Here is a 14,757-nt window from a genome sequence, read left to right on the forward strand (position 1 = left end):
TCACTTTCCTATGCGTTCGTCGTATTGGGCTTCGTCGTCGCCGGAGCTTCGACCTGAAGCCGGTCGAGAAAGAGCGTGGCGGCGAGCAGATCGGCGGCGCCGCCGGGCGACACGTGCAACTCGACGAGACGGCGATCCAGTGCCTTCAGATCACGGCGGCCGGACAGAGTAGCGGCACCACCGTGGGCAAGGACGCGCCGCGCACCGCTTTGCATCTCGGCGAGTGCGCTGCGGCCCCCGCGTGCAAGCACACAGGTGTCGTCGAGGCTCGCCATCACCGCGAGCAGCGCGTTCAACCTGGCGGCCGTCTCGCTGTCGCCGCGCTGGCGCGAGCGGACGAGCTCCGGCAGCGCGACTTGCACGACGTGCGGGAAACCGGCCTGTGCCTGTCCGCGTGCGCCGCCGACGTTGTATTCGATGCGTGCCTGCTCGCCTTTGTGGCCGGTTTGCAGCGGCGCGTGCCGGTCGGAGATCCGCGCGATCTCGGCTGCGCGTGCGGCGATCGCATCGGCTGCAAGGTCGTCCGGCTCTCGTGCGGCTGCCGTCACCAGCAGTCCGAGCGCCCAGATCGCGCCGCGATGCGTGTTGACACCATGCGTCGCGTCCATCATCCGTGCTTCGCCATCGCGGCCGATTGCGCCGATGCGCTCACGCAATTCGGGCAGCGGCCGCGTTTCGATACCGGCCTGAGCGAGTTCCACGAAGGTCAGTTGTAGGGCCAACGCCGATTTGCACATGAGCTTCCAGTCGAGATCGTGATGCGCGCCCTGACTGCGGATATCGACGAGTCCGGGTTTCGGCGCGAGCGTCACTTCATCGATCAGCGCGCCGACCACCTGCGCGCCGAAATCCCCGGCGAGGTCGGATGAAGCGCGTTGCAGTGGCGCATGGATCATTGCGAGGTTCTCGCGCATCACCAGCTCCGGTAACGTGCGGGCGGCTCGTACAGTCCGTCCGACCAGTCAACGAGATCCGCGATGCTCTTCGCGGCAAGCAGCGACCGGTTCGCTTCGCTGCGGTGAACGCCGAGGTCCTCGGGCAGGGCGATCAGACCGTCGCGCCGCAGTGCCGCCCGCTTCTCTGCGCTGCTCGAAAGGCCGATCGGCGTCACACCCGCGACGGCCGCGATCATTTCCTTACGTTGTTCGAGCGAACGCGCCTTGTACAGATACGCAATGCCTTCCTCAGTCAGCACATGCGTGACGTCGTCGCCGTAGATCATCACCGGTGCGATCGGCATGCCCGTTTCGCGTCCAACTTCCACCGCGTCGATCGTCTCGACGATGGTCGGCTGGCCGCCCGCCTGAAACGTCTCGACCATTTGCACAACCAGCTTGCGGCCGCGCTCGAGCGGGCTGTCGGTTTGCAGCAGATCGAGCCAGGCAGGCGTCGCGTGGCGGCGGCCATGCGGATCGTGGCCCATGTTCGGCGCACCGCCGAAGCCGGCGAGTCGCCCATGCGTGACCGTCGACGAGTTGCCCGCGCCATCCATCTGCAGCGTCGAGCCGATGAACATGTCGATCGCGTACTGGCCGGCGAGCTGGGACATCGCGCGATTCGAGCGCATCGAACCATCGCGGCCGGTGAAGAAGACATCGGGCCGTTGCGCGACATACGCTTCCATGCCCAACTCGCCGCCGAAGCAGTGCACGCTGTCGACCCAGCTGGTTTCGATTGCGGGAATCAGCGTCGGATGCGGATTCAGCGTCCAGTGGCGGCAAATCTTGCCCTTCAGCCCGAGCTTGTCACCATAGGTCGGCAGGATCAGTTCGATTGCGGCAGTGTTGAAGCCGATGCCATGATTCAGCGATTGCACCTGATGCCGTTCGTAGATGCCTCGAATCGCCATCATCGCCATCAGTATGTGGACGGGAGTAATCAGGCGCGGGTCCCGCGTGAACAGCGGCTCGATAAAGAATGGCTTGTCCGACTGGACCACGAAGTCGATCCACGAACCGGGAATGTCGACGCGCGGCAAGTCTTTCGGATCGTCGACGATTTCGTTGACCTGGGCGATCACGATGCCGTCGCGAAACGCCGCGGCTTCGACGAGGGCAGGCGTGTCTTCTGTGCTTGCGCCGGTATAGAGATTGCCGTCGCGATCCGCCTTGTAGCCGGCGACCAGCACGACGTTCGGCGTCAGATCGACATAGAGCCGGCCATACAGTTCAGCGTACGTGTGGATCGAACCGATTTCGAGGATGCCGTCCTGCAGGAATTGCGAAATGCGCAGGCTTTGCGCGCCGGCGAAGGCGAAGTCGAGCTTTCGGGCGATGCCACGCTCGAACAGGTCCAGATGCTCGGCACGGCTCACACTCGGGATGATCAGATGCAGGCCATGAACAATTTCCGGGTCGACCTTCGCGAGCGAGCGCGACAGGAAGTCGGCCTGCTTCTGGTTGTTGCCCTCGACGACCACGCGGTCTCCCGGGGCAATCAGGTTTTGCAGGACTTCGACCATGCGGTCCGTGGGCAGGACCGCGCCGTCGGCGATCGATGCGACGCGCGCGATGCGACGTTGCTTCTCCGCCCGGCGCGTGGCCCAACGGGAGGGGGGCTGATTTTGACTCGACATGTGTGCTCTCGCTGAAGACATGAGGCGAGTCTAGGGAGCGAGGGGCTGTACTTTCAATGACCCTGAGGATGCGTTCGTTATCCTGAGACTAACAATTTGCTGTGCATCGCCCGGTGTGCCACGCCGGTCGGGCAGTTCGTCGCCTTGAGGGTTTTCCCTTGCATTGAGGAGTGGCGAAGGGTTCAGCTTCTAGTGGACGCAAGCTGCACCTGTCGGCCAATACCGGTCGCTCAACACCGAGGCGCGAGGGTCGCTTAACCGCTCCGAAGCAGCCTTACATTTGGCAGATTGTACTTTCACAAGCCTCGCTTAATGGCCGCGTCCTGTCGCAACTTCTCCTTGGGGATGTTCGAAAGTCGCGCGCATCGCCCGCAGTGCGTCTGGATCGGCCGTGCCGGCGAACGATGCATTGCGCGATCGCACGCTGCAGCATCGGCGCAGGGACGGGCCTAAACCGCGACCCGACGAGGCTCTGAGGCACCGCGACGGGAACCGGCGCCACCCTGACGACATCCTGCACGGAAGCGACTGGCTTCAACGCGCGAGGGACGTGAAGGCAACGGCCGCAATGGTGACAGCGGGCAGGAAGGACGCCGCCTGACTTACGCGAGTAGCAAGGGTCGATTTCGGGAAGTCAACCTGCCGTTGTCAACCGGCCGACCTGGAGGCGCATCTCACGACCGGCTTCTGCTGACATCCGTCGCAATCTCGCGGTCCATCGCCTCATTTTAGTTGAAACGATGTCTGCGAATCACACATTCAATGATTGTGAGCACGATCCCTTGCACTGAGGAATGAGCCCGGCTTGGAACAATCATCATCGTCACCCCGTATACCCGCCCCTCGCGCCAGTCTGCCGCCAGTGTGGCGCAACCGCCCCACGTCTTGTCCACTTTGGATTCACCATGATTTGGTGGACAACAAACGACCCAAAACCTCGATCAGCATGGCCACGGAGAGTCGATTACGGGAGGGCTATTCAAGGTGAATTTCTAGCGTTTCCGCAATCCTCGCGACAATGCCTAGCCGACGCCACTGCAAATACTTGATGTAACATGTTTGAGCAGGAGGCATCCATGCAGGAAGGTGATGCCAGCGTTCGTTCTGGGTAAGAACCCACAAAATCGCGTTCAAGACATCACGGGGATTCCGGGGGTGTCGACCATATCGCCGCGCGTGATTTACCGGAAACAGATGAACCAAACGGTTCCAGTCTTCATCCGATAGCGGTTCAAAAGCCATGTCGGTTCTCGTTGATCTTATCCGGATTAGCCAGCGGGGCAGAGTCACGCAAAGGAGATGAGTTTTCCTTCGTCGGCGCATGCCCCGCGTCCAGTCGCAATGTTTCAGAACGGTCGCGCGTGGGCTCGCCCACGGCAGCGATTGGCAACGACATCGCCAGAAAAAATTCGCCAAGAATTGCTTTCGTAATCAAGACCAGATCGAGCTGCATCGCGGTTATGCTTTCTCTGGTGGAAAATGTTCAGGGCATTGCGCCTGCTTGCGTGATCACCTTGTTGCGCAACACTCCTATACCTTCGATCTCGACCTCTATGGTATCGCCAGGCTTGATCGGGCCGACCCCCGCCGGCGTTCCCGTCATGATGTGATCACCTGGAAGCAGGGTCATATACTTGCTAAGGTAGGCAATCAGCGCGGGCACGCCATACACGAGGTCGGCCGTGTTCCCGTTCTGGCGCACTTCGCCGTTGACGCGCGTGATCAGATGCAGGTTCGACGGATCAAGTTCCGTCTCGACCACGGGTCCAATGGGCGCGAACGTGTCGTAGCCTTTGCCGACGAGGAGGCAGCCAAACTCGCTCTCACGGCGCTGCAATATCCGGTCGCTTACGTCGTTCCCGCACGTGTAACCGAATACATGATCGAGCGCATCGCTTTCGGAAACATTGCGTGTTTCCTTGCCGATGACCACCGTGAGTTCCCCTTCGAAATGAATGTTCTCTCCGTCGGACGGATACACGATGCCTTCTTCGTGGCCGATCACCGTGGTGCTGGGCTTCATGAACAGCACGGGGAGCGTTGGCGTGTTCTTGCCGACTTCCTGCGAGTGCGCGCGGTAGTTGTACCCAAGACCGAAGACACGCGGCCGGTAAAACGGACTCAACACGCGAACTGAGGCAAGGCTGTCGATGTAGCCAGCAACCTGAAGTCCTTCAAGTGGCGATCTCTTGAGCCTTTCGATATCGCCACCACTCCGGAGGATGCCGTAGTGCCAATTTTCGTCAATCGAATATCGGATGATTTTCATGGAATCTACGAGATGAAAAGCGATGAATTGCTAACGTTAGCACTGCGCAACTGATGCGTCAATCACAATACTTACCGCGCGCCTGAGTTTGACGAGCCGCCCGAGTTGCTGCCGTAGCCTGTCTGTAGCCCGCGACGCCTCGCGTTCTCATCCTGTTGGGCCGCGAGCCTCGCTTCGGCCGACTTGAGCGTGCCAGGATAGTCCAGGTCACTTCCTTCGATGGAATAGCCTGCTTTCTCGAGTTGTGCCAGTTCCGATTCCACCTGTGCACGTGTTACGGGCGCAGTCTGTTGTGCGTTCGAGGCGACGGGAAGCGTGATGGCGGAAACGATAAACACGGTTTTGACAAGCATCTTCATGGTGAGACCTCGACGTGAGATTGATTAGTTCAACTGGATTGATTGTTGCACCGCAACCATCAAGTTGATTATATGTCGCCGAGATGCTCTAGGGAATACGCTAATTGACAAATAAATCGAGAATTAAAATATGATTCGACATGCTAATTAAATAGAGCGAAAACAACTGCAATTGAAGATCAACGCATCGTTGGACGTGGCTCAGCACGGCCAGCGAAAGCGCTGGCCGCGATGCAATCCTGCATGGACCGGAAAGCATCTGCGATGCAGTAGCCTTCCCGGTCGCGCAGCAATGCTAGTCAGGGAAGCACGACATAGTTGCTAAAGCCTCCGTCGCGGTCCTTCAACCCGGAGATGGCTTCGTTGACACGTTCAAGCGGGAACTTGCGATGTTCGAGATACGACAGGTCAATGGCCCCGGTGCTGACCATGTCGGCCATTTCCTGCCCCTGCGCAGTCGTGAACCAGTTTGAACCGATGATCTGCACCTGTTCATCCATGAGCCACTTCACGTCGATCGGCAGGTCTTCAGCCACGCCGCCCACGTTGACTACCTTGCCACCGCGTCGTACGCCCTTCATTGAATCCAGCATCGTCGCGGCAGGTGCCTTTGCACCGAGAGCACTGATCACAAAGTCGGCGCCTTCACCGCCCGTCAGCGACTTTGCCCACTCGCCCGTCGAGCCCTCGCCGAGTTGCATCACTTCGATGCGGTCTGGCGCAAGCGCCTTGACGCGTTTGAGCAGCGCCTCGTCGCGCCCCGTGCCGAGAATGCGCGACAGACCCATGGCGAGCCCGAGCACCGTTGCAGCCACGCCGAGCGTCCCGGTGATTCCGTCAATCAGGGCAACCTGGCCCGGACCGGCAGCGGCGTTCTTCAGTGCGCCGTAAGACGTGCCCATGTACCCGAATCGGCCGGCCTGTTCAAAGGTCATGTTATTGGGGAGATTGACGATAGCGTACTCGGGGGCTGTCATGTACTCACTGAAGCCGCCATATGGGTAAAGATCGAAGATACGTTGACCGTCGCGACTCGTACTGAAGTAGCCGTTCAGTGTGTAGTAGCGGCATTCACTGCGTCGGCCGGCGCGGCATGCCTTGCACGATCCACACGAACGCAATGGGCTCACGTAGACGCGATCGCCCGGCTTGACGTTGAGCACTGCTTCGCCGACTTCTTCTACAACCCCTGCGGGATCCAGGCCGAAGATGGCGGGAAATTTCGGCAGCGGCTGATGCGGAAACCAGGTCGGCCAGTTGTTGATCACGTTCGCCATATTCGGCACGATGCCGCACGCCTTGACCCGTACGAGAACATCAGTCGGTCTCGGCTTTGGCACCGGGATCGTATCGAGCGTCATCGGGGTGTGGAGAGCATGCAGTCGTGCTGCAACCATCGTTCGTTCCATACATTCCTCTTTCTGGGTGATAACTTCCGCGTTACCCGCCATGTACCGACGGAAGTACTGCGCATTGCATTTGCCAGCGGCCAGGTGGTACCCGCCCAGCCTGTTTATCGAAGTCAATCCGGATCGCTGTCCCCGATCTGGACTGGTGATCCATCAACGATAGCTCTCCTCGAGTTCGATCCCGAGCGCGCCCATGATGCGCACGCCGGAGTTGTACCAGGCAATGTTCAGTGCCAGCTCGACCCGTTGCTGATCGTTCAGGAACGGCACGACCCTGTTCCAGGTTTTGTCGCTCACCGCGACCTTGAGCGTCGACTCCATGGCGACCGCCATGACCGCACGTTCCTCTTCGTTGAAGAGGGTCGACGTTTCGAAATCCGGGATCGCCTTCAGTTGCTCGGGGCTGATGCCGGCCTTCAGGCCGTGCGACTGATGATGCGCAATTTCGTATTCGGAGCCGGTGCAATGCCCCACCGTCAGAATCGCGAGTTCACGCAACTTCGGGCTGATCGACGACGCCCGGATCGCGTTCGCATAAGACAGGAACTGGTCGAGAATGTCCGGCGCATGCGCGAGCGCCCGGAAGATGTTCGCAGTGGGTACCTTGCGCTCGCGTTCAAGCCGGTCGAAAAGGGCGTCGTTGACGCCTTCGACGTCGGAGCGCTGAAGATATTTGACGCGTGCCATGTTCGTTGTTCCTTCCGTTATCAGCTCTTTGCGAGCCGGTTTTGAATGTAGGTCTCGAGCGTAGTGGGGCGCGGTTTATTGGCTGTCCCGATCAGTTCTGCACCTTCGAACCGGGAAGCCTCGAAGTACCAACGGTGTTCTGCCGGCAGACCCCAGCGCACGCTCGTACTGAGCGAAGCGGCATCCCAGCGGACGGGTTCAGTCTCGATGTCGATGGTCTGGTAATGACCGTCGCACAGTTCGATGCGATGGCCATCCGGGTCGCGCAGATAGACGAACAGCATGCCGCCGGGGCCGTGGCGGCCCGGCCCGCGTTCTACTTCGTGCGAATAGCCAAAAATGCCTGCGAGGTCACACGCGGTGAAGATGTTGTGCGATTCCGGCACGATGTACGCGAAGTGATGCATGCACGGTCCGTCGTTTTCGACGATAGCCAGATCGAGGCATGTCCCCTTGCGATACATGAACGCGCCGAGCAGCCGGTCTCCGTGTGCGAGATATTCGGAGTTGCGAAAGCCGAGTCTGCTGTAGAACACACAGGACTGGTAGGTGTCCGGCGAGAAGATCTGGAAGTGATCGATCCGCTGTGCGTGCGCGCCCTTGAACAGGTTGCGTTCGAGATAGAGGCGAGGGCGCGTCTCCATTTGCGCGCACAGTTCTATCTTCGTACCGAATGGGTCGGACACGTGCAGGGTTCTTCCCTGATGCGCGACTTCGACCCATTCGGCGGGAAGGCTTTCTTCCGTGAAGAACTGGTGGGCGAGGTCGAGGTCTTCTTCGAGGAAAACGCGAAAACCAATGCGCTTGCAGACGGGGGCGCCCTGGTCGGCCTGCACCAGCACCAGGCTATGGTGGCACGCTTCGGACAGGCCACGCAGATAGCACGTGTCGGCTGTTTCTTCCGTCACGACCAGGCCGACGATGTCGACATAGAACGCCCGGCTTTTCGCCAGGTCTGAAACGTTCAGTACGATGTGGCTGGCGCGCGTGATATTGAAGGGCGGCCGATGGTTGACGGCGGGCAGCATGATTACCTCTCGATTGTTGATGGCGAGCTAGCCGGCATGCCGATGCGGGTGTTGCGAGACGTACCGCGTCGGCAGGCAGATGTAGTCAGGTCTTGCTCGGGGAAACACATTCGATATCCTTTTTGCGACGACACGATCACGATCTAGAGCGGGCGGTCAGTGAAAGGCAGGGCGGACCATCCGCAGAAGCGAGCTTGCGGTCCCAGCGCTTCCTCGATTCGCAATACTTCGTTCCATTTGGCCATCCGCTCGGAGCGCGAAAACGAACCGACCTTGAGCTGTCCCGCGTCCCAGCCGACGGACAGATGAGCGATGGTGACGTCTTCGGTTTCGCCGGAACGTGCCGATACGATCGTGCCGAATCCTGCCGTCTTGCCGGCCTGCAGGGCCTCATGGGCTTCCGTTACCGTGCCTGCCTGATTGGGCTTGATGAGCACGGCATTCAACGTACCTTGCGATGCCGCGGCTTTGACCCGGTCCGCATTGGTTACAAGAAAGTCGTCGCCGATGATCTGGCAACGCGAACCATATGATTGCGAGAAGTGCTTGAAGCCTTCCAGGTCGTCTTCCGCAAGCGGATCTTCAATCGACAGGATCGGGTAAGTGTCCAGCCAGCGCCCCAGCATGTCGATCATCTGATCCGTGCCGAGCGTCCGGCCATCGAGCGCGAGCGTGTAGTGTCCATCACGGCCGAATTCAGACGCGGCGATATCGAGCGAGATGCCGACCTGCTTGCCGGGTTGCAGTCCCGTATCGGCGATGGCCCGCATCAGCGTGTCAAGGGCGTCTTCATTGCAATCGAACGCGGGCCAGTAGCCGCCTTCGTCCGCCACGCCCTGAAGCTTGCCCGCATCCTTCATCAATGAACCGGCTGCCCGGTATACCTCCGCCGTCCACTCCAGCGCTTCGGTGAAGCTCCCGGCAGCGGGGCACATGATCATGAAGTCCTGCACATCGACACGGCGCGCCGCGTGCGCGCCGCCCCCGAAGATCTGAATCTCCGGCAGCGGCAGACGCACGGGGCGGTTGCCGGCGAGATAACGCCATAACGGCCGCCTGCTGGCCGCAGCGGCCGCATGCAGGACAGCCATCGAGGTCGCGACGATCGCATTGCCCCCAAGACGGCTGCGGTTGGGCGTCCCGTCCAGGGCGACCAGACTGGCGTCGATGGCAGCCTGGTCGCGTGCATCGCGTCCTTCGAGCGCTCCCGCGATTTCGCCGTTGACATTCGACAGCGCGTTGGTCACGTCGAGACCGCCGAACGCGGTGCCGCCGTCGCGCAGATCCAGTGCCTCTCCGCTGCCCGTCGAAGCGCCAGCGGGCGCGATGGCGCGACCGCTCATGCCGCTGTGCAACGTGACCTCGACTTCTACCGTCGGCCGGCCGCGCGAGTCCCAGACGCGTCGGCCGTGTACTTGGGCGATCGTTGAATCAGTCATATGGATTGTCTACCTCGTCTATTCAGGTGATAGCTGTCAGTGCAGCGCGGATGGTGGAATGGTCGAGCCCGAGGATTGCGGCCCGGTAACCCATGCCTATGGTGTTCATTCGCTCCTGCGCGCTCCAATCAGCACGAAGGCCAGCGTTGTGGGGCGGTCGCTCCTGTTTCGCCACGCATGGCGGGTTCCGTTCTGCACCACTACGTCATGTTTGCGAAGCAGTTCCGCGCGCCCCTCGTCGAGTTCAAGCCAGATTTCACCTTCGAGCACGATGCCGTAGTCGATGGTTGGCGTGGCATGCATACCGTCCGCTTCGAAGAGTTCAGCAAGTCCCGGACTGATCGCGAAGTTTTCGGCGACTGCGGCGTGGCCATCGAAGCCGGGTGCAAAAAACACGCTGTCGGGCGGGAATGTCACCACGAGAAAGCGCGTGCCCGAAACCGTGGGGACGAAGCTCGAGACACTCGAGGTCGGGTCCGTGCCATCAAAAGGAATAGCCTGCGCCGGTTCCGTCGACCAGACCAGACGGGACACCATGCCGGGGATGTGCCGGTACGCGTCGGAGCGCGGAGGTGGCGAATCGAGGGCGACTGTCGAGGCACCGCTCGTGTCGTGGCCGGTGACGACGCGGCGAAGCGCTACCGGCACCTCGCCTGGGATTGAAGTATCAGATGCCATTCTCAGTGTCTCCCCACAAAGTCGAACCGGAGTCGCGCGGCATTTGCAGGTTTCACTGTGCGCCTGCTTTGCTAACGTTCGCATAGATTGTGGCAAACGGCGATCTCCCTTGTCAATAGCGGATTTACGGAAGTTTTACGACGAATCGATCGGTACCGTGCCTAAATGATCAGCTCGCGACCGCTTTAAAAAGGCAAACGTTAGCAAGCCGGGAGGTACGGCAGGGCGTTGGGGTGTTCTGTATCACGCCGATCGGGCGCGCCCCGCGATTTGCGGGTTGCGCCACCGTCCCTTCGCTTCAACAAGCGCATGCCCGGCAGTGGCCGAAAGGCGGAATGACCCAACAAGCTCTGCGAGCTTGAGTGCCTGAGCGCGCATCAGGCGCGACTCGTTTTCGGCATGCTCTGCGAGACGCGCGTTCTGAATGGTCATTGCTTCCATTTGCTTCACTGCATCATTGACCTGACCTATTCCGAGGCTCTGTTCCTGGCTTGCCATCGAGATATCGCCCATGAACGCGATGACGCGTTCGACCGATGTGACAATATCCGTGATCGTGCCGCTCGCATCGTCGACGAGCTTGCCACCCGTTTCGACGCTGGCCACAGAATCGCCGATGAGCGCGGCGATTTCCTTTGCGGCGTTCGCGGAACGACGCGCGAGATTGCGCACCTCGCTGGCGACGACTGCAAATCCGCGCCCCTGTTCCCCTGCGCGCGCGGCTTCCACTGCCGCGTTCAGCGCCAGGATATTGGTCTGGAACGCGATGCTGTCGATCACGCCGATGATGTCCACGATCTTGCAGGAACTGTCCTTGATCGATCGCATTGTGCCGATGACCTCGCTGACGGCCCGCCTGCCGTCGCCGGCAATCTCGGACGTAGCCGTCGATAGCGCGTTCGCCTGCCGCGCGTTCTCCGCGTTGGCCGTTACCGTATCGATCAGTTCGCGCATGGACGCGGCAATCTGCTCGAGCGAAGCGGCTTGCGACTCGGTGCGCGCAAACAGATCTGCGTTGCCCGTGGCGATCGTCGTGGCACCGTCGTTGACGAGGTCCGTGGTTTCCTGGATCTGCGACACGAGAAGCTTGAGGTTGATCTGAAGAATGCGTAACGCGTGTAGCACCTGAGCGATTTCGCCGTCGCGATGGGTTTCGATCGCACTGGACAGGTTGCCTTCGCCCATGTCGTTGATATAACGATTCAGTTGCGCCAGCGGATTCGTGATTCCGCGCTGCAGCAGGGCAGGTGAAATCAGGCAGAGGGCCATGCCGATCGCACACGATGCGAACTGCCAGACGCGAGGCGGGCCGCTGTCGAAAGCGAATGCTGCGAGGTTTGCTGCGAAGATCGAGGTGGCAAGCGCTGACAGTGCGTTCATCCGCGCGGCGAACGAGAGGTGTGTGATAGTCCGAAATACCCGAAAGACCGGGCGTTTCACGATCCGCCCTTCATTCAGCTCAAGGTCTTTGCACCCGCCATGCATCGCCGCATATGCCTGCTCGGCTTCGCGGATCGTGTCGGGTGTTGCCTTGCATCGTATCGTGATGAACCCGACAATCTCGCGCTCCCTGAAAATCGGGGCTGCCGTCATGTGAACCCAGAAGTAGTCGCCGTTCTTCCGGCGGCCTTTGGTCACGCCTGTCCAGGTCTTGTTTCCTTTGACTGTCCGAAGGAAGTCCTCGAATACCTGACTGGGTGTTTCCCCATCGGCCAGGAGGCTTTGCGGCGCGCCAAGCACTTCGTCCTCGGTGTATCCGCTGACCTCGACAAAATCCCGATTGACGTAGGTAATCTTGCCCTCGAGATCGCCTTTTGAAATCATTGCAGCCGATTCATCGAGCACGTATTCAACGTCGGTGGCGCTCCGCTCTGGCCGCATCGTTGCCTGTCTCCTGTTCTTTATTGTTTGCCGCTGTCCTCGATGACGTTTTCGAGTGTATCGGTGTCAGCGTGTACGAGGGTGTTCCTGCTACGGTTCAAGCCGGTCGAGACTGAATCTGTTCCTCGAATGCCTCTGCCACCTGATACAGATAGCCGGCCGGCTGCAGCAGCAACCGGGTGGCCACCGCGCGAACGTGATTGCGTTGCGCCTCGTCGGTCAGATATTCCACCGGCGACTTGCCGTCGACACGCGCGAGCAGCAACGCAGGCAACAATTCAGCGGTTCGTGCTTCGAGCGTTGCGCGCAGTTCCCAGTCTGCTTCGTCGAAATAGGCTTCCGTCAGCGCCTTGAACGAAGCGATCAGCGCTTCCCGCTGACCAGGACGAACCAGACATTTGAGCAGCAGATGGTTCAGGCAGAATGCGAGGTCGAAGGCCGGGTCGCCAAACCACGCGCATTCGGCATCGAGCAATACCGGTCCTTTGGGGCCGACAAGAATGTTCTTGGGACTCACGTCGCCGTGTACGAGCGCAGTTCTTATGCTCGCTGTTCGCTGCGCCAGATACTGGAGCCTCGATTCGAGTGCTGGGTGACGTTTCGATGCGGCGATCAGATACGGATCGAGACGCAGTGCCTGAAAGTTATCGAGCGTGTCGAACCTCTCCCGCAGTTCGCCATTGTCGGCACTGACCGCGTGCAGGCGGCCTACGAGCCGTCCGACAGCGCGGGCTGTCTGGGGCTCGACCTGGCCATCCATCAATTGCTGCTTCCAGACGGGATGCGCGTCCGGCGCAAGAAATGACATCGCGAACACGCCGAGCTTCGCGTCGTGTGCGAGCGGGGTCGGCACGTTGTGGGGACAGTGCTGTGCAGCAAACTCCATCCAGGCCCATTCATCGGCGTTGCGTGACACGGGTGCTTCCCAGCATGCCGATACCTTGAGTGTGGACAGGGCGCGCTTGACGCATAGTGAGCGCGTCGCGAGATCGACACGCCATATGTCGGACGACACGCCACCAGTGAGAGGGTGCCAGCTGGCTGCCTCATCCTTGCGCGCGAGACCGTGCTCGACGAGAAACGCATTGAGCTGCGGGTCAGGGCTATTCGATTGCATCATCATGAGTTGTTGGGAGTAGGGCGGTTGAAAGCGGTTACGCTGGCGACAGATTGCATGGGTTGTGTGGTGCTTCGCCGCGTAGTACCCGCACCACTTCCTCAGCCGCTCGTCTACGAAGCTCCAGCAACGATGCGTCAGACGAAAACGCGACATGGGGCGTCAACATGGCGCCGCGCTCGCGCAGCAATTCGCCCGGTACGACTGGCTCGGATTCGAGTACGTCCAGCGCTGCCGCTGACAGTTGACCGTTCTGTAGCGCTTCGATAACGGCGTCGGTATCAACGATGCCGCCACGGCTCACATTGATCAACAGGCTGCCGCGCCGCATGCGCGCAATTCGCTCGCGGTTGATCAGATGCCGGGTGCCGTTGGTGAGTGGAGCGTGCACGATCACGATGTCGCTATTCGTCAGGAGTTCATCGAGTTCAACGGCTTGCACGCCCGCTACGTCATCACGCAGAAATGGATCATGAGCGAGCAGTTGGCAGCCGAAGGCGCCAAGCTTGCGGGCCGTTGCGCGGGCAATGCGACCGAAACCGACGAGTCCGCAAGTGAGTGCGCCTAGCCGACGCAGTCTGGCATCGGCGGGAGACCAGTGCCCAGCGCGGACCTCCCGATCGAAAAGGACCAGTCCGCGTGTCCATGCGAGCGCAAATCCGACGGCGTGATCGGAGACTTCTTCGACACAGTAGTCCGGCACGTTCGTGACGAGAATGCCGCGCGCGGTGGCGGCGTCCACAGCGATGTTATCCAGCCCCACGCCAAGCCTTGCAACGATCTGCAGCCGCGCAGAGGCCTCGACGGCGTTGGCCGACACGGGTGCCCAGCAGGTGAGGATTGCAGAAGGGCGGTGTTCTCGCACCATCGCTTCGATTTCAGACGCGGGCAGCGGAGCGGCCGGTCCGCTTACCAGCTGCATGCCGGCGGATTCGACGATATCTCGCTCGACGCTGTCGTCGGGCCACGCATAGTCGGTCAGGAAAACGGTATCGCTCATGGGAATTGAACCTGATGTTGGTTGGACATGCGACTGACTGCAGCCGTTCGCGTCGGCAAAAAACAGGGGCGCCCACGAACAAACCGCTCGAAGTTTGCACGAACGTTAGCACGACATGTTAAAGATTCCAAGCAGGCAATTGCGCGGTGATAGCGGGCTTGGATATGAAGAATTTGCGTGTAAACCCTTTGAAAAGGCGCTCAAAAACCCGATTGACACATAAAAAAACCGCAACTAGACTCCGTTCATCAGTGCTAACGTTCGCGCTGAAGTTGGAAAAATTTGCACATGACGTGAATTGCCTGCTGGGGAGCT

At 60.3% G+C, this 14,757-nt stretch carries 14 protein-coding genes; all 14 read right to left on the minus strand.

The features are described 5' to 3' along the window. Positions 1–8: 8 nt before the first annotated feature. The gene (locus tag BLT65_RS28925) at positions 9–914 is read right to left on the minus strand and encodes a triphosphoribosyl-dephospho-CoA synthase (protein ID WP_091784041.1); all 906 of its coding nucleotides are present in this window, start codon (positions 912–914) and stop codon (positions 9–11) included. After that, positions 914–2,575, minus strand: coding sequence for a malonate decarboxylase subunit alpha (gene mdcA, locus BLT65_RS28930; protein ID WP_091784044.1), 1,662 nt, complete (start codon positions 2,573–2,575; stop codon positions 914–916). Before mdcA ends, BLT65_RS28925 begins: the two co-directional genes overlap by 1 nt. 975 nt (positions 2,576–3,550) lie before the next feature. Continuing rightward, positions 3,551–3,898, minus strand: a complete 348-nt coding sequence (locus tag BLT65_RS48795; RefSeq protein WP_425273160.1) for a transposase — start codon at positions 3,896–3,898, stop codon at positions 3,551–3,553. Then, on the minus strand, positions 3,807–4,028 hold the full coding sequence (locus BLT65_RS28940; RefSeq protein WP_091784050.1) for a hypothetical protein: 222 nt from the start codon (positions 4,026–4,028) through the stop codon (positions 3,807–3,809). Before BLT65_RS28940 ends, BLT65_RS48795 begins: the two co-directional genes overlap by 92 nt. A gap of 30 nt (positions 4,029–4,058) precedes the next feature. Next, positions 4,059–4,844: a fumarylacetoacetate hydrolase family protein gene (locus tag BLT65_RS28945; RefSeq protein ID WP_042311505.1), complete on the minus strand. Its 786-nt coding sequence runs from the start codon at positions 4,842–4,844 to the stop codon at positions 4,059–4,061. 71 nt (positions 4,845–4,915) lie between these two features. Continuing rightward, entirely contained in the window at positions 4,916–5,203 is a 288-nt protein-coding gene (locus tag BLT65_RS28950; protein ID WP_091784052.1) for a DUF4148 domain-containing protein, read from the minus strand. A 299-nt stretch (positions 5,204–5,502) separates the two neighbouring features. Next, entirely contained in the window at positions 5,503–6,729 is a 1,227-nt protein-coding gene (locus BLT65_RS28955; RefSeq protein ID WP_244186685.1) for an alcohol dehydrogenase catalytic domain-containing protein, read from the minus strand. A gap of 36 nt (positions 6,730–6,765) precedes the next feature. Continuing rightward, the gene (locus BLT65_RS28960) at positions 6,766–7,299 is read right to left on the minus strand and encodes a carboxymuconolactone decarboxylase family protein (RefSeq protein ID WP_091784056.1); all 534 of its coding nucleotides are present in this window, start codon (positions 7,297–7,299) and stop codon (positions 6,766–6,768) included. 20 nt (positions 7,300–7,319) lie between these two features. Continuing rightward, positions 7,320–8,327 (minus strand): VOC family protein, encoded by a 1,008-nt coding sequence (locus BLT65_RS28965; protein ID WP_091784059.1) that lies wholly within the window; start codon positions 8,325–8,327, stop codon positions 7,320–7,322. Positions 8,328–8,470: 143 nt separating this feature from the next. Next, entirely contained in the window at positions 8,471–9,766 is a 1,296-nt protein-coding gene (eno, locus tag BLT65_RS28970) for a phosphopyruvate hydratase (RefSeq protein ID WP_091784062.1), read from the minus strand. Positions 9,767–9,871: 105 nt separating this feature from the next. Further along, positions 9,872–10,444 (minus strand): cupin domain-containing protein, encoded by a 573-nt coding sequence (locus BLT65_RS28975; RefSeq protein WP_090838742.1) that lies wholly within the window; start codon positions 10,442–10,444, stop codon positions 9,872–9,874. Between the two features lie 243 nt (positions 10,445–10,687). Continuing rightward, positions 10,688–12,325: a methyl-accepting chemotaxis protein gene (locus BLT65_RS28980; protein WP_091784066.1), complete on the minus strand. Its 1,638-nt coding sequence runs from the start codon at positions 12,323–12,325 to the stop codon at positions 10,688–10,690. 97 nt (positions 12,326–12,422) lie between these two features. Beyond that, a complete protein-coding gene (locus tag BLT65_RS28985; protein WP_091784069.1) occupies positions 12,423–13,448 on the minus strand; it encodes a phosphotransferase family protein in 1,026 nt (341 codons plus the stop codon). 31 nt (positions 13,449–13,479) lie between these two features. Beyond that, entirely contained in the window at positions 13,480–14,442 is a 963-nt protein-coding gene (locus BLT65_RS28990) for a C-terminal binding protein (protein WP_007742684.1), read from the minus strand. Between the last annotated feature and the right edge of the window lie 315 nt (positions 14,443–14,757).

This window comes from Paraburkholderia steynii (assembly GCF_900100565.1).
Classification (GTDB): Bacteria; Pseudomonadota; Gammaproteobacteria; order Burkholderiales; family Burkholderiaceae; genus Paraburkholderia; species Paraburkholderia terrae.